Source organism: Citrobacter sp. Cpo032 (genome assembly GCF_030332975.1).
Lineage (GTDB): Bacteria > Pseudomonadota > Gammaproteobacteria > Enterobacterales > Enterobacteriaceae > Citrobacter > Citrobacter portucalensis.
This window is the reverse complement of record NZ_JAOWGU010000047.1, coordinates 104,429-130,424: the sequence shown is the minus strand read 5'-3', so window position 1 is coordinate 130,424 and position 25,996 is coordinate 104,429. Positions and strand designations below refer to the sequence as shown.

General features: G+C 50.8%; 25 protein-coding genes. 7 read left to right on the top strand and 18 right to left on the bottom strand.

Features of this window, described 5'->3' with window-relative positions; all coding sequences use genetic code 11:
* Window positions 1–16: 16 nt before the first annotated feature.
* Both tap and tar read right to left on the bottom strand, forming a co-directional pair.
* Window positions 17–1,618: a methyl-accepting chemotaxis protein IV gene (tap, locus tag OGY33_RS17125; RefSeq protein ID WP_071446161.1), complete on the bottom strand. Its 1,602-nt coding sequence runs from the start codon at window positions 1,616–1,618 to the stop codon at window positions 17–19.
* A 43-nt stretch (window positions 1,619–1,661) separates the two neighbouring features.
* Window positions 1,662–3,317 (bottom strand): methyl-accepting chemotaxis protein II, encoded by a 1,656-nt coding sequence (gene tar / locus OGY33_RS17120; RefSeq protein ID WP_003833879.1) that lies wholly within the window; start codon window positions 3,315–3,317, stop codon window positions 1,662–1,664.
* Window positions 3,318–3,723: 406 nt separating this feature from the next.
* Between tar and OGY33_RS17115 the strand changes: the two genes are divergently transcribed.
* Entirely contained in the window at window positions 3,724–4,983 is a 1,260-nt protein-coding gene (locus OGY33_RS17115; RefSeq protein WP_003833882.1) for a dicarboxylate/amino acid:cation symporter, read from the top strand.
* Between the two features lie 76 nt (window positions 4,984–5,059).
* On the opposite strand, the gene cheW is transcribed toward OGY33_RS17115, so the two are convergent.
* The 6 genes from cheW to flhD form a co-directional block, all read right to left on the bottom strand.
* A complete protein-coding gene (cheW, locus tag OGY33_RS17110; RefSeq protein ID WP_003034638.1) occupies window positions 5,060–5,563 on the bottom strand; it encodes a chemotaxis protein CheW in 504 nt (167 codons plus the stop codon).
* Between the two features lie 20 nt (window positions 5,564–5,583).
* Window positions 5,584–7,614, bottom strand: coding sequence for a chemotaxis protein CheA (gene cheA / locus OGY33_RS17105; RefSeq protein ID WP_191238392.1), 2,031 nt, complete (start codon window positions 7,612–7,614; stop codon window positions 5,584–5,586).
* A 4-nt stretch (window positions 7,615–7,618) separates the two neighbouring features.
* Window positions 7,619–8,548: a flagellar motor protein MotB gene (gene motB / locus OGY33_RS17100; protein WP_003034631.1), complete on the bottom strand. Its 930-nt coding sequence runs from the start codon at window positions 8,546–8,548 to the stop codon at window positions 7,619–7,621.
* Entirely contained in the window at window positions 8,545–9,432 is an 888-nt protein-coding gene (gene motA / locus OGY33_RS17095; protein ID WP_003034628.1) for a flagellar motor stator protein MotA, read from the bottom strand. The genes motB and motA overlap by 4 nt, the downstream gene beginning before the upstream one ends.
* Before the next feature lie 124 nt (window positions 9,433–9,556).
* Window positions 9,557–10,141 (bottom strand): flagellar transcriptional regulator FlhC, encoded by a 585-nt coding sequence (flhC, locus tag OGY33_RS17090; protein ID WP_008785071.1) that lies wholly within the window; start codon window positions 10,139–10,141, stop codon window positions 9,557–9,559.
* The gene (flhD, locus tag OGY33_RS17085; RefSeq protein ID WP_003034622.1) at window positions 10,138–10,479 is read right to left on the bottom strand and encodes a flagellar transcriptional regulator FlhD; all 342 of its coding nucleotides are present in this window, start codon (window positions 10,477–10,479) and stop codon (window positions 10,138–10,140) included. Before flhD ends, flhC begins: the two co-directional genes overlap by 4 nt.
* Window positions 10,480–11,272: 793 nt before the next feature.
* Here flhD and uspC point away from each other — a divergent pair.
* A complete protein-coding gene (uspC, locus tag OGY33_RS17080; protein WP_032943802.1) occupies window positions 11,273–11,701 on the top strand; it encodes a universal stress protein UspC in 429 nt (142 codons plus the stop codon).
* A 17-nt stretch (window positions 11,702–11,718) separates the two neighbouring features.
* Here uspC and otsA read toward each other — a convergent pair whose 3' ends face one another.
* The 6 genes from otsA to OGY33_RS17050 all read right to left on the bottom strand — a co-directional run bounded on the left by otsA (window position 11,719) and on the right by OGY33_RS17050 (window position 18,607).
* Window positions 11,719–13,140 carry an alpha,alpha-trehalose-phosphate synthase gene (otsA, locus tag OGY33_RS17075; RefSeq protein ID WP_008785073.1) on the bottom strand — a complete coding sequence of 474 codons (1,422 nt, stop codon included), beginning with the start codon at window positions 13,138–13,140 and terminating at the stop codon, window positions 11,719–11,721.
* Window positions 13,115–13,966, bottom strand: coding sequence for a trehalose-phosphatase (otsB, locus tag OGY33_RS17070; RefSeq protein WP_196239027.1), 852 nt, complete (start codon window positions 13,964–13,966; stop codon window positions 13,115–13,117). The genes otsA and otsB overlap by 26 nt, the downstream gene beginning before the upstream one ends.
* A gap of 127 nt (window positions 13,967–14,093) precedes the next feature.
* A complete protein-coding gene (gene araH, locus OGY33_RS17065; RefSeq protein ID WP_003034609.1) occupies window positions 14,094–15,080 on the bottom strand; it encodes an L-arabinose ABC transporter permease AraH in 987 nt (328 codons plus the stop codon).
* 14 nt (window positions 15,081–15,094) lie between these two features.
* Complete coding sequence (gene araG / locus OGY33_RS17060) at window positions 15,095–16,609, bottom strand: arabinose ABC transporter ATP-binding protein AraG (RefSeq protein WP_149607409.1); 1,515 nt, start codon at window positions 16,607–16,609, stop codon at window positions 15,095–15,097.
* Window positions 16,610–16,741: 132 nt separating this feature from the next.
* A complete protein-coding gene (locus OGY33_RS17055) occupies window positions 16,742–17,731 on the bottom strand; it encodes an arabinose ABC transporter substrate-binding protein (RefSeq protein WP_003833897.1) in 990 nt (329 codons plus the stop codon).
* Between the two features lie 318 nt (window positions 17,732–18,049).
* Window positions 18,050–18,607 (bottom strand): DJ-1/PfpI family protein, encoded by a 558-nt coding sequence (locus tag OGY33_RS17050; RefSeq protein ID WP_048235190.1) that lies wholly within the window; start codon window positions 18,605–18,607, stop codon window positions 18,050–18,052.
* A gap of 555 nt (window positions 18,608–19,162) precedes the next feature.
* Here OGY33_RS17050 and OGY33_RS17045 point away from each other — a divergent pair.
* Window positions 19,163–19,666 (top strand): non-heme ferritin-like protein, encoded by a 504-nt coding sequence (locus OGY33_RS17045; protein WP_003034597.1) that lies wholly within the window; start codon window positions 19,163–19,165, stop codon window positions 19,664–19,666.
* A gap of 139 nt (window positions 19,667–19,805) precedes the next feature.
* On the opposite strand, the gene OGY33_RS17040 is transcribed toward OGY33_RS17045, so the two are convergent.
* Window positions 19,806–20,057 (bottom strand): DUF2766 family protein, encoded by a 252-nt coding sequence (locus tag OGY33_RS17040; protein WP_003034595.1) that lies wholly within the window; start codon window positions 20,055–20,057, stop codon window positions 19,806–19,808.
* A 129-nt stretch (window positions 20,058–20,186) separates the two neighbouring features.
* Between OGY33_RS17040 and OGY33_RS17035 the strand changes: the two genes are divergently transcribed.
* Entirely contained in the window at window positions 20,187–21,608 is a 1,422-nt protein-coding gene (locus OGY33_RS17035) for an MFS transporter (RefSeq protein WP_048216119.1), read from the top strand.
* A gap of 33 nt (window positions 21,609–21,641) precedes the next feature.
* On the opposite strand, the gene OGY33_RS17030 is transcribed toward OGY33_RS17035, so the two are convergent.
* Window positions 21,642–22,280 carry an RpiB/LacA/LacB family sugar-phosphate isomerase gene (locus OGY33_RS17030; protein WP_003034591.1) on the bottom strand — a complete coding sequence of 213 codons (639 nt, stop codon included), beginning with the start codon at window positions 22,278–22,280 and terminating at the stop codon, window positions 21,642–21,644.
* Between the two features lie 267 nt (window positions 22,281–22,547).
* On the opposite strand from OGY33_RS17030, the gene yecR reads away from it, so the two are divergent.
* Together yecR and ftnA are read left to right on the top strand one after the other, a co-directional pair.
* Window positions 22,548–22,883, top strand: a complete 336-nt coding sequence (yecR, locus tag OGY33_RS17025) for a YecR family lipoprotein (RefSeq protein ID WP_008785081.1) — start codon at window positions 22,548–22,550, stop codon at window positions 22,881–22,883.
* A 194-nt stretch (window positions 22,884–23,077) separates the two neighbouring features.
* Window positions 23,078–23,575, top strand: a complete 498-nt coding sequence (gene ftnA / locus OGY33_RS17020) for a non-heme ferritin (protein ID WP_003034588.1) — start codon at window positions 23,078–23,080, stop codon at window positions 23,573–23,575.
* 45 nt (window positions 23,576–23,620) lie between these two features.
* Here the strand turns inward: ftnA and OGY33_RS17015 are convergent, their stop codons facing one another.
* Window positions 23,621–23,860 (bottom strand): YecH family metal-binding protein, encoded by a 240-nt coding sequence (locus OGY33_RS17015; protein ID WP_003034586.1) that lies wholly within the window; start codon window positions 23,858–23,860, stop codon window positions 23,621–23,623.
* Window positions 23,861–24,085: 225 nt separating this feature from the next.
* On the opposite strand from OGY33_RS17015, the gene tyrP reads away from it, so the two are divergent.
* The gene (gene tyrP / locus OGY33_RS17010) at window positions 24,086–25,297 is read left to right on the top strand and encodes a tyrosine transporter TyrP (RefSeq protein WP_003833907.1); all 1,212 of its coding nucleotides are present in this window, start codon (window positions 24,086–24,088) and stop codon (window positions 25,295–25,297) included.
* A gap of 26 nt (window positions 25,298–25,323) precedes the next feature.
* Here the strand turns inward: tyrP and OGY33_RS17005 are convergent, their stop codons facing one another.
* Window positions 25,324–25,989, bottom strand: a complete 666-nt coding sequence (locus OGY33_RS17005) for a YecA/YgfB family protein (protein WP_003034581.1) — start codon at window positions 25,987–25,989, stop codon at window positions 25,324–25,326.
* Window positions 25,990–25,996: the final 7 nt, after the last annotated feature.

The window sequence follows — 25,996 nt, the reverse complement described above, 5'->3', positions numbered from 1 at the left end:
GCCTTCTCAATCACATTCAAGATACAACGGGCGCAACCTGAGGCTGCGCCAACTCTTGTTTTGCTACGGTTTGCTCTTCAAGTTTAAAAAATGCGACACAAGCAGAAAGATGATCGGCCTGCGTCGCAAGTTGTCCGGCGGCGGATGCGGCTTCTTCTACCAGACCGGCGTTTTGCTGCGTCACGGAGTCCATCTGGCTGACGGCCTGCGCCACCTGCTCAATGCCTCTGCGCTGTTCATCGGATGCCGAGGCAATCTCGCCCATGATGTCGTTAACCCGGGTCACCGAACTGACAATTTCCGTCATAGTGCGCGACGCCATATCCACCAGCTGCGAGCCCTGATGCACCCGGGTGACAGATTCCTCAATCAGTCCCTTAATTTCTTTCGCCGCCTGTGCGCTACGGCTTGCCAGATTGCGCACCTCACCAGCGACGACGGCAAAACCACGCCCTTGCTCCCCCGCCCTGGCAGCTTCTACCGCGGCATTCAACGCCAGGATATTGGTCTGGAAGGCAATGCTGTCAATCACGCCGATGATGTCGCCGATTTTCTGCGAGCTGGCAGAAATCTCATGCATGGTGCTGGCGACCCGGGACGTCTGCTCGCCACCTTTATGCGCTGTGTCTGCCGCACTTTTGGCGATTCCTGACGCCTGGCGCGCATTATCAGCGTTCTGGCCGACGGTGGCGGTCAGTTGCTCCATGCTGGCCGCCGTTTGCGCCAACGCGGCCGCCTGCTGTTCGGTTCGCGAAGATAAATCGTTATTGCCCATCGCAATTTCTGAAATACCGCTATGCATGGCTGAGCTGCCCTGACGAACGTCACTTACCGTTTCGCGTAACGCCTTTTGCATCTTCTGCAGGCTGGCAAAAATGGCCGAGATCTCATTGCGCCCATAAACCGCTACCGGTCGTGCCAGGTTCCCCGCGGCAATACTGTCGAAATGGCTGCCAATAATCGCCAGCGGCTGAACGATCATCTTGCGCGACCAGAACAGCGCACCGCTGGTGAGCAGTGCCGCCAGTACCACCATGGTGGCGAAAATCACCCCCGACATATGGTAATTACGCTGACTCTGCTCTCCCGCCGTTTGCAACACGCTGTCGATGTTGCTCTGCCACGCATTCACATTCGCATCAAAAGCATCTTGAGCCGCCTGCACCGGCGCGGTCAGAAAATCTGACAACTGATTATTTTCAAGCCAGGTGGCCTGATGCGCGAGAGCGCTGTGCCACTGGCTGAAACTATTCTCCGTTGCGCCAAACAGCGCCTTGCCTTGCTCCGTCGAATCCGACGTCGCCATAAAGCGTTTAAACATCAATTCAGACTGCGCCAGGCTATCGCGCGCGAGGGTCATCAGCGTTTTGATGTCCTCTGGCGGATAGCTCAGGGCGGTCAGCGTCCCTGCCTTATTAAGGGCCGTACTGGCCTGTAATAACACAGCGCGGGTTTGGGCCAGCGCAGCGCGTTGCTGATTACTCCGTTCGACCTGATTCAGGTTCTGAAAACCGTCCCGAAATGCCCAGAAGGACAAGCCATTACTGCCAATCTGCAAAACACCGCAGAGGATTAAAATCAAAAACAGCGTGGTCGAAATTCGAATACGATTAAACATCAACGCTCCCATTGGGCGGCACTGGCCGCGGTTTAACTATCAGTCAAAATGTTTCCCAATTCGTATCTTGTTCAATGCTCTGGCGCGGATAGGATGCGCTCGGGGCTGCTGGTAATCGTGTATCGCGTGGTTTTGTCGAGGCCGGACGTGACGCAAGACGGAAAGTCGATACCGACTGCGTTAAGCGACTGGCCTGTTCTTCAAGAGCGGCCGCTGCGGCAGCTGACTCCTGTACCAAAGAGGCGTTCTGCTGCGTAACGCGATCCATTTCAGAGACCGCGAGCGCAACCTGATCAATCCCCCGGCTTTGCTCATCAGATGCCGAGGCAATCTCGCCCATAATGTCGGTCACCCGCGTCACGGCATTGACGATGTCGTTCATTGTTTCGCCGGCGCTTTCTACCAGTACGGAACCGGTATCAACCCGGGAAACGGAATCTTCAATTAATGCTTTGATCTCTTTCGCCGCCTGCGCACTGCGGCTTGCCAGATTACGCACTTCACCCGCCACCACGGCAAAGCCGCGGCCTTGCTCACCGGCGCGTGCTGCTTCAACTGCCGCGTTCAGTGCGAGAATGTTGGTCTGAAAGGCAATGCCATCGATGACGCTGATGATGTCTGCGATTTTCTTCGAGCTATCGGCGATTTCGTGCATGGTGTTCACCACGCTATCAACCACTTTGCCGCCATGCTGCGCGGTATCGGACGCGCTTTTCGCCAGTTGCGAGGCCTGACGCGCGTTGTCCGCGTTTTGCTTCACGGTTGCGGTCAGCTGTTCCATGCTGGCAGCGGTCTCTTCCAGTGCAGACGCCTGCTGTTCCGTACGAGATGAAAGGTCAGTGTTTCCGCTGGCAATTTCGCTGGTACCGGAATAAATCGCATCAGAGCCTTCACGCACCAGAGTGACGGTTTCCGTCAGCGAGCGCTGCATATGATCAACCGTACTGGCCAGCTCGCCGATTTCGTTACGGCCACTAACGGCGAGAGTTGCGGTCAGGTTACCGCTGGCGATTTCCCGGATATGGGCAATGACACGGGACAGAGGATTAAGCAGGGTATGACGGATGCCATACCAGACCACCACCAGAATCAGCACCAGCACCACGGCCAGCACGCCAAGCTGCCATTGGGCGAAATGGTAATCCCGTGCGCTTTGATCAAATGCCTGGACGTAAAGCTTTTCGCTAACGCTGGCGTACTTGCCCAGCGCCTCGCCGAGCGCGTTTTGCATTCCCTGCGTGGGCTGCGCGAAGTAGGCGTCCATATTGCCGCTTTCCAGAAACTGAACCAGTTCTGCCAGGGCCGCATGGTACTGCTGATATTTTTCCTCAACGTTGCCGCTGGCTTCTGCCATTTCCGGCAACGGTGTGATGTTTTTAAATTTTGCGTAATGCGTTTCAGCCTGCGCCAGCGATGCTTTCGCATTCTTCAGCAGATCGTTTTTGGCGCTGCTTTGCTGGTTAGACGCATCCATCATCATGCGCGCAGAAGAACGGCTTAAATTGATTCGTGTCTGCAGCATCAGATCCCATGTTGAGGTGAGTTCACTTTGCTGCTGTCGAAGATCGTTAGAAATAACAAAACTTTGCTGATTCTGCTGCAATGAAGAAAACAACAGACCACCGGAAACAAGCTGTAGCAGTGCGAAAACCCCCAGCACCATCATCAGCATTGTGACAACGCGGATACGGTTAAACATAAGGCACCTTCCTGAAAACGAGTTATCAACGTTATCGGCACTCGCTGAGATAACTTTACGTTTGCGAAAAGGAAATCCTGAAGGGATGTGAAGCCTGGCGAGGGGAAGATAAAACGGGTGCGCAGCAACCACAAATCATTCACATAAAAACACCATAATTATCATGTAAATAACATTTATTTTTATCGGTGAGCACGGTCAGAATGGCCGAAATACGCATTTTTATGTGATTGAGATCACACATACGCATCGCAAATACCACAACAAAATGGATAAAAAATTAAAAAAAGTTGTATCCGCTTACGCTTTAATCCAATTTATATGATGAATACCTCGTTACCACTTAATAAGTATAAAAAATGAGTAACCGATCAATAAATGTTAAATCCTTACTGAGGGCTTTTTAGTGGCAAATGCAAACAAACTCACGTTGTTTATCGTGATCTTCATGCTGGCGGGGATCCTGTCGGGTGCGGTGATCCACTCTTATGCCTCCCCCGGCGTCGTGACCGCCTGGGCCGATAACATTACGCTTCTTACCGACATCTTTTTACGCCTGATTAAAATGGTGATCGCGCCTTTAGTATTCAGCACCCTGACCGTTGGTATTATGCGCCTGGGAGAAACGTCCACCATCGGTCGCGTGGGCGGTAAAGCGATGATCTGGTTTATCAGCTCTTCTATACTGTCTATCCTGGTCGGTCTGTTTGTGGTTTCCCTTGAGCAACCCGGCAGCGGGCTGAACCTGGCGATCCCGCTGGAAGCCACCGACACCGGCCTGGCCGTGGGCGGCATGAGCCTGAAAGGTTTTCTGACACATACCATTCCAACCAGCATCGCCGAAGCGATGGCTAACAATGAGATCCTGCAAATTGTGGTGTTCTCAATGTTCTTCGGTATTGGCGGCGCATCCCTTGGTGAGAAATTCAACGCCCCGCTGGTTGCGGCGCTGGATGTGGTTTCCCATATTATGCTCAAAGTGACCGGCTACGTGATGTACGTTGCGCCGCTGGCAATTTTTGCCGCCATCTCCTCTGTTATCTCTACCCAGGGTTTGGGGATTCTGCTCAACTATGCCTCGTTCATCGGCGGCTACTATGTGGCTATTTTGCTGACCTGCCTGGTTCTGCTGGCTGTGGGTTATGTGATGCTAAAAAAAGAGGTATTCCGCCTGGTGAGCATGCTGAAAGACCCGGTTCTGGTCGCCTTCACCACCAGCAGTTCCGAAGCCGCTTATCCGAAAACGCTGGAGCAATTAACTAAATTTGGCTGCTCACCCAACATCGTGTCATTCGTGCTGCCTATCGGTTATTCGTTTAACCTGGTCGGTTCCATGGTCTATTGTTCATTTGCCTCCATGTTTATCGCGCAGGCCTATAATATTCACCTCTCCTTCGCAGAAATCACCGTCCTGATGCTGACGCTGATGCTGGCGTCCAAAGGGATTGCCGGTGTGCCGCGTTCAGCACTGGTAGTGCTGGCTGCAACCATCCCGAGCTTTAACATTCCGGTCGCCGGGATCCTGTTGCTGATGGGAATTGACCACTTCCTGGATATGGGACGTTCAGCAATCAACGTATTAGGTAACGGGATTGCAACGGCGATGCTGGCGCAGGATGAAGGTTTACTGGAAGAAGAACCGGAGCTGGTTGAGCGGGAAGCGTAAGAGGGAAATCTGCCGGATGCGCTACGCTAATCCGGCCTGCAACAGCAATCATTGTAGGCCGGATGAGTTATGGCGATTATGCGACGTGGGAAGCGGCAATATCCAGCAGCGCCATTTCTTCGCTGTTCAGCAGCTTCTCAATGTTGACCAGAATCAGCATCCGGTCACCCAGCGCACCCAATCCCGTCAAATATTCCGTCGACAGCGTGACCGCAAACTCCGGTGCCGGACGGATTTGATCCGTTGTCAGCGACAGCACATCCGAGACGCCATCTACCACAATTCCAACCACCCTCTGACCCAGATTCAGCACAATCACCACTGTGTTTTCGTTGTAATCCACATCGCTCTGGCTAAATTTCACGCGCAGGTCGACGATAGGCACAATCACACCACGCAGGTTTGTGACGCCTTTGATAAACGCAGGCGTGTTAGCGATGCGCGTCACCTGATCATAACCACGGATTTCCTGCACTTTCAGGATATCGATACCGTACTCTTCATCCCCCAGCGTAAACACGAGGAATTCCTGACCTGACGGTTCGCCGGCCAGTTTAGTTACATTACTCATACCGGTCATATTATTCCCTTCTCACTCAATCAGGCGGCTGTGATCGCCACACGTTGTTCGCGGTTTAACCCCTGCAATGCAGAGACATCGACAATCAGCGCGACGCTGCCGTCGCCGAGGATCGTTGCAGCAGAAATACCTGGCACTTTGCGGTAGTTGCTTTCCAGGTTTTTGACCACCACCTGGTGTTGACCAATTAACTGATCCACCAGCAGCGCATAGCGACGCCCTGCACTTTGTAAAATGACCACTATGCCCTGAGTCGCTTCAGTTTTAGCGCCTTCAACCTCAAAGACTTTCCACAACTCAACCAGTGGTAAATATTCGCCACGCACTTCCAGAACGCGCTCTCCTCCGGCCAGCGGATGGAGATCTTCTTCGCGCGGTTGCAGCGATTCCATAACGGCATTCAGTGGCAGAATGAAGACCTCATCGGCCACACGCACGGACATCCCGTCGAGGATCGCCAGCGTCAGCGGCAGCAGAATGCGAATAGTGGTCCCCTGTCCCTGTTTAGACTGGATCTCGACATGGCCGCCCATCTCCTGGATATTTCGCTTCACCACATCCATACCCACGCCGCGTCCGGAAACATCCGTTACCTGTTCGGCGGTCGAAAAGCCTGGCGCGAAGATCAGCATACCCACTTCGTCATCGCTCATGTTTTCGTGGATCGGCATGCCCTGAGAGACAGCTTTAGCCAGGATACGTTCGCGGTTCAGGCCAGCGCCATCATCGGTCACTTCAATACAAATATTCCCGCCCTGATGCTCCGCGGAAAGCGTCAGATTGCCGATTGGGCTTTTGCCGGATTCAAGGCGTTTTTCCGGCAATTCGATACCATGGTCGAGGCTGTTACGCACCAGGTGCGTCAACGGATCGATGATGCGTTCAATCAGGCTCTTATCGAGTTCGGTTGAACTACCTACCTGCGTCAGCTCAACCTGTTTACCCAGCTTACCGGCCAGATCGCGCACCAGACGAGGGAAACGGCTGAACACGTACTCCATTGGCATCATACGAATCGACATCACCGACTCTTGCAAATCTCGGGCGTTACGTTGTAACTGACCCATACTGGTGATGAGATCGCCATGATTGACAGGATCCAGTTCGTTAGAGCGCTGGGCCAGCATCGACTGGGTGATCACCAACTCACCGACCAGGTTAATAAGCTGATCAACCTTTTCTACCGCTACGCGGATACTGGTCGACTCGCTGGCGCGGGCGGGTTTTTCACGTTCCGCGCGGCTATGTGGTGCTTCACTGGCGGTAGCTTTCACCGCAGGTGCCACAGCAACCGGCTGCGGCTCAGTGACAACTGCTACCTCTTCAGCTGCCACAGGCGCTGCGCTGACGGTTTCGAATTCAATTTGGTCCGCTTCAATGACAAAGCAAAGCACCGCGATGATGTCATCTTCTGCGAGGTTGCCATCAAGCGTTGCTGATAACGTGTCGCTTCCTTTTACCACATCGGTTAAGGTCGCCAGATTCCCCAGTTCCTCTTCCAGTAAATCCACTTCGCTGGCTTTCAGGCGCGAGAGAGTAATGCGTTTTTTGCTCTCTTCACTGGCGGGTTCAGGCTTTGCAACCGCCTCTTCCTGCATCGCGGCGCTGTCAACAACGCTAAGTTTTGCTGAGTTGACAACTGCCGGTGCGGTTTCACCTTTCGCTTCGAGCGCTAACTGCCGTAACGCCTGGCAGATGTACTCAAAACTGTCGGCATCAGGCTCCACTGAGCTTTTATAGGCGTCGAGCTGTTCCTGCATAATATCTTTCGTTTCCAAAAACAGGTTGATAATGTCGGCATTGAGCAGCATCTCGCCACGCCGCGCTTCATCCAGCAGGTTTTCCATCAGATGGGTCGTTTCCTGCAAAATGGTAAAGCCGAAGGTGCCCGCCCCGCCTTTAATCGAGTGCGCTGCACGAAAAATGGCATTCAGCTGTTCGGAATCCGGGGCTTCAGGAACCAAATCAAGCAGGTGTTGCTCCATATCAGCCAACAGTTCGTCAGCTTCATCAAAAAATGTCTGATAAAAATCGCTAATATCCATGCTCACGCTATCACCTCGGATTGGCTGGTGGCGATGTGGGAACGCTTACCGGCGGGAGTTCCGCTGGCCGTTGTAAGACACTTACCGGCTCATTCTGGCTTTCAGCGTTTTCATGCAAAATGGCCTCTTCTGCCTGCTTATTGAGAACCAGCAGGCTAATACGGCGGTTGATAGCGTCTTCAGGACCGCGATCGCTCAGACGCATCGTGGCGGCCATACCTACCACACGTAATACTTTTCCATCATCCAGACCGCCGCTAACCAGCTCGCGACGCGATGCATTTGCGCGATCGGCAGACAATTCCCAGTTGCTGTACCCTTTCTCACCATTCGCGTAAGGGTAATCATCCGTGTGACCGGAAAGGCTGATCCGGTTAGGGATCCCGTTGAGCACTGGGGCAATCGCGCGCAGGATATCGCGCATGTAGGGCTCAACTTCAGCGCTACCGGTCTTAAACATCGGTCGATTCTGACTGTCGATAATCTGTATCCGCAGCCCTTCCTGAACTAAATCAATCTTTAAATGCGGACGCAGCGCTCGCAGTTTGGGATCGGATTCAATCAGTTGATCGAGATCGCCGCGAAGTTTGCTCAAGCGGCTCTGTTCCATACGTTTTCTCAGGTCATCAATATTCGGCTGCTTGTTCACCTCGCCCTGCTGCTGGGTGTAATCATCCCCGCCGCCTGGAATCGGGCTTTGGCTATTCGAAATACGATTTCCCCCGGTCACTGCGGTGGCCAACGGTGTACGGAAATATTCGGCAATCTGGATCAATTCTTTAGGGCTGGAAATAGAAATGAGCCACATCACCAGAAAGAAGGCCATCATTGCGGTCATAAAATCGGCGTAGGCGATTTTCCACGAGCCGTGCGCCCCACCACCGTGATTCTTATGTTTGCGTCGCTTTACAACGATAATGGGATGGGCCTGATTTTTCATGCGTCCTCGGTCGTCTGTTGCGCAGTTGGATTTCTCACCGCACGAACATGTTCTTCCAGTTCGATAAACGAAGGACGTTCGCTGGAGTACAGTGTCTTACGACCAAATTCAACGGCAATCGGCGGCGCGTAACCATTCAGATTGGAGAGCAGCGTTATCTTCACGCACTGCATCATTTTGGTTGTTTCAGCGCTTTTCTGTCGCAGAACGCTGGCAAGCGGAGAAATAAATCCATAGGCCAGCAAAATACCGAGGAATGTTCCCACCATCGCATGCGCAATCAACGCACCCAGCTCTGCTGCCGGGCGGTCGGCAGAAGCCAGCGCATGCACAACACCCATAACGGCCGCGACGATCCCGAATGCCGGTAGCGAGTCGCCAACCATCGCCAGGCTATTCGCCGGAACTTCGGCTTCGCTCTCATGAGTCTCAATTTCTTCGTCCATCAGCGCTTCAATCTCAAACGTATTCATGTTGCCGCTGATGATCAGTCGCAGATAATCGACAATAAAATCAAGCATCACGGCATCCGCAAGAATGCGCGGATAGCTGGCGAAGATTTCACTTTCTTTTGGGTTTTCGATGTCGCGTTCAAGCGAGAACATGCCCTGTTGACGTGACTTGGCCATCAGGCGATACAAGAGCGCCAGCAGATCCATATACATCGCTTTGGTGTATTTCGAACGACGGAAAAGCAACGGGATCGCTTTCATCGTCCCTTTGATGGCTTTCCCGTTATTGCCGACGATGAATGCCCCAATACCCGCACCACCGATAATCACCAGCTCAGCCGGTTGATAGAGTGCCCCAAGGTGTCCGCCGGTCATCATGTAACCGCCGAAAACTGTACCAATAACAACCAGGTAACCTAATAAGATAAGCACGACATCATCCTTTCGCAATTGACTATGACAGGATGCGCAGTCGGGCAATTAACGTAAGGTCAGGACAAAAAAAAGCAGCGGTAATCGCTTACCGCTGCTGGAGTGTTCATCCACACCGTATCAGTTAAACAGCCTGTTCGATCTGTTCATCCAGCAGTTGTGGAATAATATCGGCAGCATTCTGGGAAAGTTTACGTCTTTTTACGGCCCGTGATGGCGGTTGGCATAAACTACAGGCAAAGCTGCCTGCGGGTTGGTGTGCGTGGGTGATAAAATTCCCACCGCAGCAATTGCATTGGGACAACTCCAGCAATCCGCTGTCGACAAATCGCACCAGCGTCCACGCGCGGGTTAACGCCAACAATGGCCCTTCTTCAGGCTGCGGACACTGCTCAAGATATAACCGATACGCCTTGATCACGGCATCCACGCCGCTACAGAGACCCGTTTTGAGCAGGAATTGCCATGCATTGCAAAACATCGACGCATGAATATTTTGTTCCCACGTCATAAACCAGTCGGTGGAAAACGGGAGCATCCCTTTTGGCGGAGGACTACCGCGTAATTCTTTGTACAGCTTGATTAATCGACCACGGCTTAATTGCGTTTCGCTTTCCAGCATTTGCAAACGGGCGCCCAATGTGATTAATTCCATTGCTAACTGGATATCACGCGCTTCCTGAACAATGCTTTTTTCGCTCATCATCAAGCCCTTTTCTTACGTGCTGCATCATCGATGTCGCTTAACAGGCGTGTTGAAAGCATGATACCAGTATGAATTTGCTGAAGATCGTCAACGCGGGAGTCTTGCGTCAGGCGAGTAACAGTCTGGTGATCGTCGAAACGGAAATGACATACCAGTTGGTTTGTTTCGGCCAGTTTGACCATTTGAGGAAGTGTTAATGTTGCCAACGTGTCCGCCATTTCCTCGCTGATACCAAGGCGAAACATCGCAGATGCTTTGTCCTGAACGATCAAACGCTGTGCAAGCAATAAATATGACAAATTGATGTCATAGATGTGTTTCAGCAACTCGGATGTATGCATTATTTGCATCCATAATAACCAACATTGTTTTCATGCGGTAAAACCGCACCCCGTGATGTCGCCGGGAAGGCCCGGTAAAAAAAAGCAAAAGGTCAAATACATAGCAGCGTGACGACACTTACGCGTTGTCTAAACATTCCCTTTTAAGAAGGCAGCGTCCCTTACAAGCTCACATCAATTCTTACAAATGTCTAAGATTTTTCCTAATTCGACGCAACTCTACCCGCCGTCAGTTACACATACAACGGAGGTATGCTGCGAATTTAAAGAATATGTGATCAAGATCACATAAACCAACCAAACACTTAACATAAATCCATCAGCGCAGCTTTTACTTTGCTTATTTTTTAATCTGCAATCATCTATTTCAATTCCTGATGTACGAATATTCTTGCAATAAAACCGAATAGTATTTTGTTCACATCCGTTAATATCACGCCGTGAAATAGCGAGCTGGATCACATATTTAACTCAAAAAACTTTTTTAATTAAATTCTTTAGAAACAATAAGTTAAATATTTAGAGTGATTAATTAATACCGCGATGTGACGACCTTGCAAATGTTAATATATGTTTAATTTTTATTAACACATTGTTTTCATTAGCGGTGGGTTTCACTTAAGTAACCTGAACATATCTGCAACTAATATGAATCGATTATTCTATTTATAAGAATAATTAATGAATAATCATGATGACATTCACACTATCGAGGCGGGAAACGTTGCAGTATGGGGTAAGCTGAGTAAAGCTGAAAAGCCCTCTCATAATTCTTGAAAAAAAGGAGCGAGTTATGAGCTATTCGCACATTCTTGTTGCTGTTGCCGCCACCCCTGAAAGTCAGCAGTTGTTAGACAAGGCGGTTTCTATCGCTCGCCCTGTCAACGCCCGAATTAGCCTGATTACGCTGGTCTCAGACCCCGAACTGTATAACCAGTTTGCTGCCCCCATGCTGGAAGACCTGCGTGAAGTGATGCAGGAAGAGACTCAGGATTTTATCGACAAACTTAGCAAAGAAGCAGAATACCCCATTGAGCATACCTTTATTACCTATGGGGCTCTGAATGAACATATCCTGGATGTGTGCCGCAAACACGCCATTGATCTGGTCATTTACGGCAACCATAACCACAGTTTTTTTTCGCGCGCTTCCTGTTCAGCGAAAAGCGTGATTCATACCAGCCAGGTGGACGTTCTTCTGGTTCCGCTAGCTGGAGATTAATCCACAGTGCCACGACTTCATGCGAGTTTAGAACAGGAAGAGATATTGTCTGGCAGTTGGCATTGACTCCGACGCGGCGTGACCGTTTTAAGATCGCAAATGAACGTCGCCTGCCAGTTGTCGATATCGTTTTTAACGATAGTCTCAAGCATTTCAGCGTGGCGCGAGATACGTTCGGTAAGTGGCATCGTCAGCGCCTGGTTTAATGCGCCTGCCACTTCATCCCGGTCATAAGGATTAACAATAAGCGCGGAGGTTAGCTCGTTCGCCGCCCCGGCAAATTGCGATAAAACCAGCACGCCAGGGTTAGCAGGATCCTGTGCGGCCACAAACTCTTTCGCCACCAGGTTCATACCATCGCGCAACGGGGTCACCAACCCTACATCAGAGTAGCGGAAGATCTTCATCAGCAATTTACGATCAAAATACTGGTTCAGATAGTAAAGCGGCGTCCAGCCCAGTTGCCCATATTTGCCGTTGATTCGCCCTGCCTCTGTTTCCAGTTGGTGGCGAATATCCTGATAGGCCTGCACCTCTTCACGCGAGGTCGGTGCTATCTGCGTATAGCGAATTTTACCGTGGTGCTGCGGATAATGTTCCAGTAAGGCCTCATAGGCCTGGAAGCGCTCCGGCAAGCCTTTGGAGTAATCCAGACGCTCCACGGAGAAAATATTCTGCACATTTTTAAGCTCCGCTTTTAGCTGTGCCAATTTTGGTGGCAGCGGACCGGACGCCTGTCGAGCAATCTCATCCGGTTCAATACCGATGGGATAAACCTGAGTGCGAAACGCTTTTCCCCATGCCAGGTGCTGCTTATCTTTATGCGTGGACACCCGAGTCTGGGCTGCGAGACAGTCCAGAAAAGCCTGACGATCGTTTTCGGTCTGGAAACCAAGCAAATCAAAATCACACATTTGCTCAAGCAGCGCCAGATGTGGCGGGAGCGCATTAAAAATTTCCGGCGTCGGAAAAGGAATATGCAGGAAAAAACCGATACGATTGCGCACGCCGCGCTTACGCAGCTCGCAGGCAAACGGCAACAGATGGTAATCATGAACCCAAATAATGTCGTCATCGCCAAGCAACGGCAGAAGTTTATCTACCAGTAAGGCATTAACCCGTTGGTAACCTTCCCAGGCAGAGCGCTGAAACTGAACTAAATCCAATCGATAGTGAAACGCGGGCCATAAAACCGCATTTGAAAACTGGCAGTAATACTCTTCGTAATCTTGCTCACTCAAATTAAACGAGGCCCAGGTGATATTGCCACGGGTGACCTTTTTTAACGGTTTATCCTCATTACCTGTATCACCACTCCAGCCAAACCATAAACCACCAGCAGCTTTTAACGCGCCCAGTACACCGACCGCGAGCCCACCCGCGCTCCCTTTGTCATCTGGTGAGGCGATACGATTAGATACTACGACTAAACGACTCATAGCCACCTCTTCTGTTATTCGTTGCTTTCGGTTCTTGCTGCGAAGAGTTATTTTTCTCCAGCCAGTGCCAGACATCCCTGACACCATCCAGACGCCATGTTGCCTGCGTCGGCCCGCTCCCTACCTTTACAGAAATACCGCCAGCGCGGTTAACTACAGCAAACCCTGTTTCATCTGTCAGATCATCACCGAAAAACACAGGGATCCGGCCAGCAAAAGGCGCTTCCTGCATAAATGCAGCTATCGCGTCGCCTTTATTACTGCCCTTAGGCTTTATTTCCACGACACATTTTCCGTGCTGCAGAGCAAGCTGCGGCCATCTGCGCGTGATGCGTTCAGCCAGCGTAACCAGCGCCGCTTCGTGTTCGGGTGCCTGGCGATAATGCAACGCGAAGGCCATGCCTTTGGTTTCAAGTGTTGTCCCCGGTAACGTCACCAACGCTGCGTGTAATAACGCCCCGGCTTCACGTTCGATACCTTCAGGCAGGTTTACTATGTGCGTTTGACCATTGATGTCACGGCGTTCTGCCCCATGCACTCCGGCAAGCGGAAAACGAAACGGAGTAGTGAGTGCGTCAAGCTCAACCATTGAGCGCCCTGAAATCAATGCCAGCGCATCCGCATTCTGCGTCGCTAACCGATGTAGACATTGCAGGATTGTCTTCGGGACAACGACCTGGTCGGGAAAAGGTTTAATCTCAGCAAGTGTCCCATCGAGATCAAAAAAGTAAGCACAGTTTGCAGATTGTTCAGGGGGTAAAGTCAGTGATGCTGTCACCCGGTTATCCTCCTCATCATGGTCAGAACGCCACGCGGATCGCGGCATATAAATGATGTATGACGGATATAAGTATAGACAGTGTGACCATGCTCGCCATTTGAAAAAACAATCGCCAGCCGGGTAGCGGCTGGCGACGGGCAGAAGCTAGACTAAAAAGTTGGGGTTTAAATCATCAAACGGTACGCTTCGCTTTTTGCTTGTAACGGTCGAAGATCACCGCCGCCAGCAGGATGAGGCCACGTACCACATACTGCGCGAACGGAGAGATATTCAGCAGGTTCATCGCATTCTCAACCGTCCCCAGGATCAACACCCCGGCCACCACATATGAGATTTTTCCGATGCCGCCTTTAAGCGAAACGCCCCCTAACACGCAGGCCGAAATAACGATCAACTCATAACCGATTGAGGTCATTGGCTGGCCGCTGGTCATACGCGATGCGAGGATAATCCCGGCAATGGCGGATACCAGACCGGAAAGAATAAAGATAATAATCTTGGTACGAACAACCGGAACCCCAGCCAGGCGCGCCGCCTCTTCATTGCCCCCAATGGCCAGTGTATTACGCCCAAACGTGGTTTTGTTCAGCAGTAAGCCAAAGACAATGAAACAAACGACCGTGATCCAGATAGGCGCCGGCAGACCAAACCAGTTAGCATAGCCGAGTGTGAAGAAACGCTCGTCTTCAATCCCGACTGCCTTACCGTCGGAGATAATATAGGCCAGACCACGTACAATCTGCATTGTCGCAAGAGTAGTGATCAGGGCGTTAATTTTTAACCGCGCAATCACGAACCCATTGACCAGGCCACACAGAATACCGAGTAGCAGCCCGGCAGCCACGCCAATCCACAGACTTTCGGTCATGTTAATGACTACGGCAGTGGTTACACCAGCACAGGCAATTACAGACGCGACAGACAGGTCGAAATCACCGGATGCCAGGCAAAACAGCATCCCGCAGGCAACCATACCCGACATCGATACCGCCAGCCCTAACCCCTTCATGTTGATGAAAGTCGCAAAGTTTGGCACAAAGAGGGAACAAACCAGGAACAGCACGGCGAACACCACCAGCATGCCGTATTGATCCCAAATGCGGCCCAGATTTAGCGCCGACTTCGCTGCGCCAGAACCCGATGTAGAAACGGAAGACATCATACTCTCCTTATTCAGGCTACAGCCTGGCTGACTTTAGGCATAGCAAGGCTCAACGCCTGGCGCTCATCCGCCTGTTCATGAAGTAACTCACCGGCAATTTCGCCTTCTCTCATCACCACAATACGGTCGGCAACACCGAGTACTTCTGGCAGGTCACTGGAAGCAAACAATACGGCCACACCGCGCGCTGCGAGGGCATAAATCACGTTGTAAATTTCATGCTTGGCGCCCACATCAATGCCGCGTGTAGGCTCATCCAACAAAATCACTTTCATCTCTTCCGATAACCAACGGCCGAGAATAGCCTTCTGTTGATTACCCCCGGAGAGATTCATGATCAGTTGCTCTGCTCCCGGCGTTTTGATGTTGAGTGAACGAATATGGTGATCGGCATTGGTCTCTTCCCAGCCGTTGTTGATCACGCATCCCCCCAAAACATGCTTACGCCGTGCACTAATGTTGATGTTGTTGCGCACTGAATGGACCGGAATAATCCCTTCGGCTTTACGATCCTCCGGGCACAGCATCATCCCCGCTTCAATGGCATGGCTTGGTTTACGGATATCGATAGGCTGTTCATCAATAAATACCTGGCCCGCCGTGATACGCGTACCGCCGAACAGCCCTTTCATTAATTCGCTACGTCCGGCCCCCACCAGGCCAAACAGCCCGACAATTTCACCGCTTCGCACGGATAAGCTGATTGGCGTACGCACGCCTGGAGCTTTGACTTCATGCAGCCGCAGACGCTCTGTGCCATACGGTCTGGATTTCCAGCCATAGATATCCCCGAGGTCGCGCCCGACCATCGCCTGCACCAGCGCATCGTGATCGACCAGCTGCATGTCCGTGAAAGTTTTGACGTAATGACCATCTTTAAACACGGTGATGGCATCGCTGAGAGCAAAAATCTCCTCCATACGGTGCGAAACGTACAGAATGATGCGTCCTTCGTTGCGCAGCTCACGGATAACGCGAAACAGATTCTCAATCTCGCGAGCTGACAGGGAGCTGGTTGGTTCATCAAAGGCGATAATTTTGGCGTTTCGCGCCAGCGCTTTTGCAATCTCCACCATCTGCCACTGGCCAATGGAGAGGTATTTCAGTGGGGTATCGGGATCGATATCCATCCCCAGATGCTTCAGCTGGATTCCTGCTTCATAGTTCAGCAGCGAGCGGTTCACAATCCCGCCTTTGTGCGGTAACTGCCCTAAATAAATATTCTCGGCAACGGTCATTTCCGGGACGAGATGCAGTTCCTGATAAATAATGGCGACACCGGCGTTGAGTGCGGCAGTGGTATCCGCGAACGAAACTTCCTGTCCGCGGATCGTCAGAGATCCCGTTGTTGGCGCATAGTTACCGCTGAGAATTTTTAAGAGTGTTGATTTCCCGGCGCCATTTTCGCCCATCAGCGCATGCACCTGTCCGGCATAGCAGTCGAAACTGATATCCGTCAGCGCCTTAACGCCCGGGAACGTTTTGCCAATGCCGCGAAATGAGAGATACGGGGTAGACTGTTGCATAACGTCTCCGTGAGTCAGGATTTTACCGGCCTGGAAAACCGCCGGACGTAGGCCCGGTAAGCACAGCGCCACCGGGCATTGCGCCGGAAGGCGGCTTCGCCTAATCCGGCCTACAACATCGCAGCATTTCTGTTACTTACCGCCCAAGCCTTTCTTCGCCAGCTCTTCTTTGAAGTTATCGCGGGTAATCAGCACCACATCTGTCACTTCAGTGAATGCCGGTGGCTCTGCACCTTTCGTTACCCAGTTGTAGAGCATTTCACTGGATTTGTAGCCGTGCACGTCCGGGCTTGGCAGCAGTGAACCGTAGAACCCGGTCGCTTCGCCTTTTGACAGTTCGCTCACCGCGTCAACGCCGTTGATCCCGATACCAATCACGTTTGGTGCTTTGAAGCCCTGCCCCTCGGTCGCACGTACGCCACCCAGCACGGTGTTGTCGTTCATGCCGACAATCAGCCAGTTTTTGACTTCAGGATGCTGAACCAGCATGGAGTTGGCGGCGTCAAATGCGCCGGGGATGTCATTCGATTTTGTTGGGACCTGGTAAATCTGTTTTTCCGGGAAGCCTGCGGCTTTAAGCGCTTCCATTGAACCAGAAGTACGACGACGTGCGGTATCCAGTTCGTTGGCGGTAATGGCCATTACGGCGGTGGATTTCACATCCCAACCGCGTTTTTGCATCTCCTTGTACAGCTCCTGGCCCTGGCGCTCACCAATTTTGGTTGCCGCCATCATCACCAGTGGCACGGTATCCATTGGCTTACCTTTGGCGTTGGCAAACTGGTCGTCGACGGCAATGACTTTCATATCGTAGCCACGCGCCTTAGCCATAATGGCTGGCCCCAGTTTTGGGTCTGGCGTACAAATCACAAACCCTTTTGCTCCACTTGCAGCCAGGCTGTCGATGGCGTTAAGGGTTTTCTCACCATCCGGAACGGCAATTTTAATCACCTCAAAACCAAGGTCTTTACCGGCTTTATCGGCAAATTTCCATTCAGTCTGGAACCACGGTTCTTCCGGCTGTTTGACCAGGAAACCGAGCTTCATGGATTCAGCGATAGCGGATTGTGACATAATGGCAGCCAGACCGATGGCAGCCAGCGCTTTAGTGAATTTGTGCATGGTTAACTCCAGCTTTAACGTTCTTTTATGTAGGGTAAAATCAGACGATTTTTTGTAATTCGGACGTAAAACAAGGCATTACCTTTTATTGATAAGATCAATGCCAGTGCTGAGAGTATTTTTAGCGGGAAATTGATTCTCCATAAGAGAGCGGCATCACACCACAGAATTACAGTAATTGCGTACATAAATTCAGCGGGAAATGACATAAAAAAACGCGGTTTTGTCGACGGGAAAAAAGAGGGGTAGCAGATTAATCCATAACATCAGCCAACGAATCCTTGTTCCCGAATACCGAAGCATTCGGGAGCACAATGATTACCATCTGTAATAAATGTGGTCAGCGTGATCGCGAACCGGAATGTCATCTTCCAGCAGACGCGCTGAAAGCGTGAAAGCAAAATCGAAAATATGCCCTAACCCTTTGCCGCTAATAAGATTGCCATCTTCAACAACCGGCGCATCAATATATTCTCCATCCGCGACGTTTTGCCACAGATCTCCCGAACACACGTAGCGACGCCCCTTCAGCAGGCCGTTGCCACCCAGCACGCGCGCCGCCGCAGAACACACCGGGCAAATGAGTTTTCCTGCCTCGTCATGGCGAGCGATAAACTGGATGACAGCCTCACTGGCGGCAAGGTTAACGCTGCCCTGCGGCCCGCCGGGTAACACAACGGCATCATAAAGATCCGTCTGACGCGCAGCCAGCGTGCTGTCCGTCACCATCGGCACGTCATGGTAGCTCACCACCGCACGGGACTCGGCGCAGGCCAGTGTTTCAACTTCGATCTGCAGGCGGCGCAGAATATCAATGGTAACAATGGCTTCCGCCTCTTCAAAACCAGGTGCCAGTAGCACGGCAACCTTTTTCATACACACTCCTCGATTTTTCCAAATACACCAAACAATAAATGTCGAATCATTCAGGCGCTTAACTTTATTAATTTCCACAAAACTGATCTGGCGCAAAAAAAATTAGCCAGCAGATAGCGTTCACAGACGCGGGTCAATGGTGAAATTTCTTCATCCGAAGACCAGATAATCATCTGGCGACAGACAATACCTGATTATGAAATTCCATTTCGTGATATGAAACATCATTTCATTATCAACATCTCACTTTAATGCTATAAATATCAATCTGTTATATTCACAGCATTTATATGCACAAGCGGAAAAATCACTAATATTGCTATGACAATATGTAAAAAATCATAAATACGCAGATTTAAGGATTTTCTTATGTCGGGACTGGAGTTATGCTGAATCTCGATCGGGAGCGAATATAATTCGTGATCACTAAAGGACCGGCGGAACGGATTTATTCTGCTAACAGTTTTAATTGTACGTAGTGGTGAGGTGTAGCGGCAGCCCGTTGCACTGACGTTAGTAACGTACATCCCCCTTTCTGGAAATAAGGATATTGATATGGCTGCAGTTGGAATTGTTCATAAACTTAACACGCAAATGAACCTCGAGTTCTACGCATCGAATCTTTACCTGCATCTCAGTGAATGGTGCTACGAACACAGCCTGACTGGCACCGCAACCTTTCTACGCACCCAGGCGCAAGGTAACGTGACTCAAATGATGCGTATGTTTAATTTTATGAAAAGTGCCGGGGCTAACCCTATCGTCAAGGCTATCGATGTTCCGGGTGATGAACTAACTTCCCTTGAAGAACTGTTTCAGAAAACGCTGGATGAATACCAACAGCGCTACAGCAAGCTATCACGCTTAACCAATGAAGCAGAAGCCTTGAATGATGCAACAACCATTGATTTTCTTCACGATCTGGAAAAAGAGCAGCAGCAAGATGGCGTGCTGTTACAGACGATTCTTGATGAAGTCCGCAGCGCTAAACGTGCGGGACTGTGCATGGCGCAAACCGATAAGCACCTGCTGAACGTCGTGAACTATCAACATCACTAATCTTCAATTTTCATCGTGTTAATGCCGGATAACGATGCGACGCACCTTATCCGGCTGGTGCTCAATTTTCTCTACGCTCACGCCTCTCATTCTGCGAGGCGCAAAAAAACCTTTCTAAAATCTGAAACAACGGTTTATTTTAGTGAGATTCATTCTGCGGCGTGAATTTCAACTCGATCAAGGCAACCGCTTTTTGTATTGCGCGCATAGTGACCGGATCGGCACCTGCAGGATGGCTGGAAAAGTCGATGCTTTTCAGCTGGCTGGACATTTTCTCCCGAACTTCTACTGGGGCAATAACATCAAGAACATCCAGAATCTGCTTGATAACCAGCTGACAGGCAACAACGTCCGAGAGCAGTTCCTGATCGGCATTCAGTGTTTGGGACATAGTGAGCTCCTTATAGAAAGGTCGTCATAGTACCCATTCAACGAACGAAACGATAGCCGCGCATGCCTTCCGAATGCGCTGAAAATAAAAATAGTTCCAGTCAGTTTCTTTTGAGATGGCAAGCACAACATGAGTGAACATTTAGCGGTTGAGAACAAACGCGGTCTATCCCCGGCGGCATTACTTGTTGCCGGGGCTTTCTTTATGGAGTTTATTGACGGCACGGTGATTGCCACCGCACTGCCCGACATGGCGAAAAGTTTTGGCGTGCACGCAGTTGACCTGAACATAGGTATCAGCGCCTATCTGATCACCCTCGCGGTACTGATCCCCGCCAGCGGCTGGATTGCGGATCGCTTCGGTGCCCGAAAGGTGTTTACCCTTGCACTGGCGATATTTACTCTCGCCTCAGTTTTATGCGGTTTGTCCGAAAGCCTTGAGAGCTTTGTCGCCATGCGAATCTTACAGGGTGTAGGTGGTGCGCTAATGGTTCCGGTTGGCCGACTCGCGGTATTGCGAACTACGCCTAAACATCAGTTGATCACCGCTATTGCGACCCTGACCTGGCCCGCGTTAGTCGCACCCATCATTGGCCCTCCCCTTGGCGGATTCATTACCAGCTATGCCAACTGGCGCTGGATCTTCTTCATTAATGTACCGCTCGGAATACTGGCGATTGCGCTGGCGCTACGTTTTATCCCGGATATTCATGACGACGAGCGCCGCCCATTTGATATAACGGGATTTATCGCAACCTCTGTTGCGATGGTGAGCCTGGTGTATGCCATGGAGTTACTGGGAACCCAACAGCCTCAGGGCTGGCTGACCGCCGGACTTTTGGCGCTAGGAACAGTGACCTTTCTGTTTGCCCTGCATCATTTTCATCGCACCGCCTGGCCAATGATTCGCCTTGATGCCATGAACGTCCCTACTTTTCGCGTCACCATGTATGGCGGATCGCTGTTTCGTGCCTCTATCAGCGCCGTGCCGTTTCTGCTGCCGTTAATGTTTCAGGTAGGTTTTGGCATGAACGCTTTTCACGCGGGTTCGCTGGTACTGGCGGTATTTGTCGGCAATCTGACGATTAAACCTGCCACCACACCGTTGATACGCTGGCTGGGCTTTAAGAAACTGCTGTTGATTAACGGTGCACTTAACGTTCTGGCGTTGCTGGCCTGTGCATTAATTACGCCGCAGACCCCCGTGTGGGTTATTTTGCTGGTGTTGTATCTGGGCGGTGTTTTCCGCTCAATTCAGTTTACCGGCGTCAGCACGCTTGCCTTCGCGGACGTCCCCGCGGCACAAATGAGCTACGCTAATACGCTGTTCAGTACGGCGACACAATTAGCGGTGGGGTTGGGCATTTCTTTAGCCGCTATTGGCATCCGCATTGGCGATGTGGTCAGTGAAAAGCTGGCATTGGGCAATATTCCGGGGATCAGTTTCCGGCTGGCCTTTGTCGCTATTGCCATTATTTGTCTGGTAGGTATGGTGGATACGCTGCGGCTCACCCGTGATGCAGGAAGCGCAGTATCGAACAAGAACAGGTAGCCCGGAGGGTGAACGCCGCCGGGCTCACAGGATTTAGCCAATCACCTCGCGTACAAACGCTTCGATTGCTTTGTCCTGGCAGTTTTCAAAGAAGCACTGCTGGAAGCGCGGGCCTGATACAGCGGTTTTCACCAGTTCAGGATCGATCGCGCGCAGCGTGTCCAGATAATTTTCTTTTACCACAGCCGCTTTCACCTGATTCAGAATACCGGCGTTACGCACCTGCGGCTCTTTACGCTCCGGTGGGTAGCCTTCGCCGTTACGCCCGGTGAACGCTTTTTCAAACATATAGCGCACATTCAGCTCAGCACCCCAGCCAAAACCTTTGGCGAATGCCAGAGAAAGCGCGTTGCCGTTGTTGATCTGAGAGAACAAGAACGCATCTGCAGGATCAAGGCAATAACCACACACCACACCCGGATGGATATTCAGTGACATCATTGCCCCCTGGCCCGTACCGCAACCTGTAACAACAAAGTCTACAGCTTTGGAATTAAGCAGGATGCTGGCCATAATGCCTAAATGGATGTAGGTCAGATGATGATCATTTTCGTCGCTCATCCCAACGTTATAGACCGGAAAACCTTTCTCATCCGCAACGGCTTTAAGCTCGTTATGGATAATGGCGTTTTTGCTTGCCTGGCTGTTTTCCATCATCAATGCAATTTTCATTCTGTACTCTCCTGAATGCGCTGCGGTAGCCCGCTGAAAGTCATAACATTCAGCCACATTACTATTTTGCAATCGCACTTTCAAATTTAATGAAATTTAGTTTTAAAAAACAAAGTTGCGCTCACATTCCTGTCTGAACAGTTCAGAATTACCTCAAACAAATGACCTCGTTGTGATTAATCGCAGGTGATCTTCGGGCTATTCAAGCCATTGATGAGGGTCTCTGTATGCCATGATAGTGTATCTTCGAACTTTCAGAGCGATCTCATGAAGACCTTTATCCTAGCGCTTTTGCCGCTCATGCTGACAGGATGCACAATTACAAAACAGGCACAGGTCAGCGAAGCCAGCGCCATCACTGGTGTGGTTCGCCTGACTTATAATCAGGCCATGTTACAAACAGCACGTACCGATGACTACGTTACCCAAGGGACAGCCACCAAAGAGTGTCAGCGCCTGGGCTATGCCAGCGCAGAAGCGTTTGGTCAGCCGGTGTCAACCTGTAGCGTGTATGCAGGCTCTCTGTGCTTAAATACCAAAATTACACTCGCCTGGCAGTGTCATGGTGTCGCGGTGCCCCAATCACCTTCTTTCAATTATTAATATTTCCGACCAGCTCATTTTTGCTGGTCTTTTACCACTTTATTATTTATATCCTCCGTTTAATATCGTTAATGCGTTTTATTCCCATTCGCATTTTTAATAAATAAATTTATTATTTTACCTTTTGCAAATAATTAAATAACAAATTATAGTGGCGCCACGTCAATATATAATAACGTTTGTGGAGCAGAACCATGCTGAAAACAGAAATGATCGACCAACTGAATGAGCAAATGAATCTTGAATTATATTCATCTCTGCTCTACCAACAGATGAGCGCGTGGTGCAGCTATCACAGCTTCGAAGGTGCCGCCGCGTTTTTGCGCCGTCACGCCCAGGAAGAGATGACGCACATGCAGCGTCTGTTCGACTACCTGACCGATACCGGCAGCTTGCCGCGTATTAATACCGTTTCTTCACCCTTTGCTGAATATGCTTCTCTGGATGAACTGTTCCGTGTTACTTACGAACACGAGCAGCTAATCACCCAGAAAATTAATGAGCTGGCACACGCGGCAATGACCCACCAGGATTATCCAACCTTTAATTTCCTGCAATGGTATGTTGCCGAGCAGCATGAAGAAGAGAAATTATTTAAATCTGTTATTGATAAGCTGTCGCTGGCAGGAAAAAGCGGCGAAGGTCTTTATTTCATCGATAAAGAACTGGCTACGCTTGATACACAGAATTAATATTTTAGGGTAATGAAGGCAACACGCCATCATTACCCCTTGAAATCAGTGACGGCAGATCTTGCTTTCGTGCGTAGAGAAGCCGTCTTCTTTTGCAATAAACTTTCCCTTCGCCGCTAAAAACGCCACCAACTCACCTGCCGTCATATCCGCCGCAGAACAAGTGTGAAAACGCGCCTGCTCGCCGAAACGTGCCGTAATCGCCGCTTCAAGGCTGGCATTTGAATACTGCTCACCAGATTCAATCATCATGTTAAGCACTTCGTGACCGTGAATAGATTCCATATTACCTCCTTAATAAAGTCCGTAGCCTAATGTGAACAGCACATCGTCGCTTTGCGCTAACGCAGGTTTATCAGCAGATAAATGTCATTTGTTATACATCTTAATGGTCAAAAAATCGTAAACATTAATGTACAGTCATTGTAACGGTGATTTGACGAAAATAGCGTTTTGCCTTAATCTGCGCCGCAGATATAACCATTGATTATCTCTGGGACAGAGGAAAGCGTGAAAAACAGAACCCTGGGTAGTATTTTTATCGTGGCGGGAACCACGATTGGTGCCGGTATGTTGGCAATGCCGCTGGCTGCGGCAGGCGTGGGGTTTAGCGTCACGCTGGTATTGTTAGTCAGTCTTTGGGCGTTGATGTGCTACACCGCGCTGTTGCTGCTTGAAGTGTATCAACATGTCCCGGCAGACACCGGGCTGGGTACGCTGGCAAAACGTTATCTTGGTCGTTACGGACAATGGGTAACGGGCTTTAGCATGATGTTTTTAATGTATGCCCTGACGGCGGCGTACATCAGTGGTGCAGGTGAACTGCTGGCCTCCAGCATCAGCGACTGGACTGGAACAAATATATCTCCGACGACAGGCGTACTGCTGTTCACCTTTGTTGCCGGTGGCGTGGTTTGCGTGGGGACCTCGCTGGTCGATCTGTTCAACCGTCTGCTATTCAGTGCCAAGATAATCTTCCTGGTGGCGATGCTGGCTCTGTTAATGCCGCATATTCATAAAGTGAACCTGCTTACGCTACCGCTGCAACAGGGGTTGGCGCTCTCCGCAATCCCGGTCATCTTCACCTCGTTCGGTTTTCACGGCAGTGTTCCCAGTATCGTCAGCTATATGAACGGTAACATCCGTAAACTGCGTTGGGTGTTTATTACGGGTAGCGCTATTCCTCTGGTCGCCTATATCTTCTGGCAACTGGCGACGCTTGGTAGCATTAACTCGACAACGTTCATGGGGCTATTAGCCAACCACGCAGGCTTAAACGGCTTATTGCAGGCATTGCGTGAAGTCGTGGCTTCGCCGCACGTCGAACTGGCGGTGCATCTGTTCGCCGACCTCGCGCTGGCAACCTCTTTCCTCGGCGTTGCATTGGGATTATTTGACTACCTGGCCGACCTCTTCCAGCGCCGCAATACCGTAGCGGGAAGAATGCAAACCGGCGCGGTGACATTCCTGCCGCCGCTGGCATTCGCGCTGTTCTATCCGCGTGGTTTTGTCATGGCATTAGGGTATGCGGGCGTTGCCCTGGCGGTGCTGGCGCTGCTCATTCCCTCGATGCTGGCCTGGCAGAGCAGAAAACATAATCCGCAGGCCAACTACCGCGTAGCAGGCGGTGCTCCGGCGCTGGCGCTGGTATTTTTGTGCGGCATTGTGGTGATAGCAGTACAGTTTTCTATTGCAGCAGGATTACTACCAGAAGTGGGTTAAAACAAAGGGGCTTTCGCCCCTTTCTGTTAATGCAAACAGCACTGCTTATATTTCTTGCCGCTGCCACATGGGCAAGGGTCATTGCGCCCTACTTTGGCATCCACTTTCACCGGTACTTTGACCGGCGTTTCCTGAGGATGTGCCATCCAGTAAGCATGCAGGTCCAGCGCCGCCAGGCGGATGGCATCGACGCTCTCTTCAAACGCTTCCGGGGTCAGTTTCTCAACCACCGCAAAGTTCTCTTCCGTACCGTGCAGCGCAATAGCTTCAAGTGCTGGTTTTAACGTGTCCGGTAACGCGGACCAGTCTGACAGTGCGACGCCGCGCATATAACCAAAGCACCACTCTTCAACGATGGTCAGTTCATGCTCGTCAATTTCACGCAAACCAAACAGCGGCTCAAACTGCTCAGGATATTCATCCAGACGATCGGCCGTATCCGCCATATGTTGAAACGCCAGGTTCATGAAACGCGTCATTTCTTTTTCGGAGGACCAGCGAGGGACATACTGCGCGCCGCCCCAAATTGCGACCAGCCACTGCTCTGGTTCAATTTCATACGGTGAACTCAGCACCGCCGTCAGCAAACCATCCAGTTCTGACACATCCAGAATAGCCTTGTCTGTATTGTACTTAGTCAGTACATCATCCAGCCATTCCAGTTCGCTCTCGTTTAATGGTCCCGTTTTCATAACGCTT

Coding starts and splice junctions, on each gene's coding strand:
- tap (WP_071446161.1), bottom strand. CDS start 1,618: ATGTTTAATCGTATTCGAATTTCGACCACGCTGTTTTTGATTTTAATC.
- tar (WP_003833879.1), bottom strand. CDS start 3,317: ATGTTTAACCGTATCCGCGTTGTCACAATGCTGATGATGGTGCTGGGG.
- cheW (WP_003034638.1), bottom strand. CDS start 5,563: ATGACCGGTATGAGTAATGTAACTAAACTGGCCGGCGAACCGTCAGGT.
- motB (WP_003034631.1), bottom strand. CDS start 8,548: ATGAAAAATCAGGCCCATCCCATTATCGTTGTAAAGCGACGCAAACAT.
- flhD (WP_003034622.1), bottom strand. CDS start 10,479: ATGCATACATCCGAGTTGCTGAAACACATCTATGACATCAATTTGTCA.
- uspC (WP_032943802.1), top strand. CDS start 11,273: ATGAGCTATTCGCACATTCTTGTTGCTGTTGCCGCCACCCCTGAAAGT.
- otsA (WP_008785073.1), bottom strand. CDS start 13,140: ATGAGTCGTTTAGTCGTAGTATCTAATCGTATCGCCTCACCAGATGAC.
- otsB (WP_196239027.1), bottom strand. CDS start 13,966: ATGCCGCGATCCGCGTGGCGTTCTGACCATGATGAGGAGGATAACCGG.
- araH (WP_003034609.1), bottom strand. CDS start 15,080: ATGTCTTCCGTTTCTACATCGGGTTCTGGCGCAGCGAAGTCGGCGCTA.
- araG (WP_149607409.1), bottom strand. CDS start 16,609: ATGCAACAGTCTACCCCGTATCTCTCATTTCGCGGCATTGGCAAAACG.
- OGY33_RS17055 (WP_003833897.1), bottom strand. CDS start 17,731: ATGCACAAATTCACTAAAGCGCTGGCTGCCATCGGTCTGGCTGCCATT.
- OGY33_RS17050 (WP_048235190.1), bottom strand. CDS start 18,607: ATGAAAAAGGTTGCCGTGCTACTGGCACCTGGTTTTGAAGAGGCGGAA.
- OGY33_RS17045 (WP_003034597.1), top strand. CDS start 19,163: ATGGCTGCAGTTGGAATTGTTCATAAACTTAACACGCAAATGAACCTC.
- OGY33_RS17040 (WP_003034595.1), bottom strand. CDS start 20,057: ATGTCCCAAACACTGAATGCCGATCAGGAACTGCTCTCGGACGTTGTT.
- OGY33_RS17035 (WP_048216119.1), top strand. CDS start 20,187: ATGAGTGAACATTTAGCGGTTGAGAACAAACGCGGTCTATCCCCGGCG.
- OGY33_RS17030 (WP_003034591.1), bottom strand. CDS start 22,280: ATGAAAATTGCATTGATGATGGAAAACAGCCAGGCAAGCAAAAACGCC.
- yecR (WP_008785081.1), top strand. CDS start 22,548: ATGAAGACCTTTATCCTAGCGCTTTTGCCGCTCATGCTGACAGGATGC.
- ftnA (WP_003034588.1), top strand. CDS start 23,078: ATGCTGAAAACAGAAATGATCGACCAACTGAATGAGCAAATGAATCTT.
- OGY33_RS17015 (WP_003034586.1), bottom strand. CDS start 23,860: ATGGAATCTATTCACGGTCACGAAGTGCTTAACATGATGATTGAATCT.
- OGY33_RS17005 (WP_003034581.1), bottom strand. CDS start 25,989: ATGAAAACGGGACCATTAAACGAGAGCGAACTGGAATGGCTGGATGAT.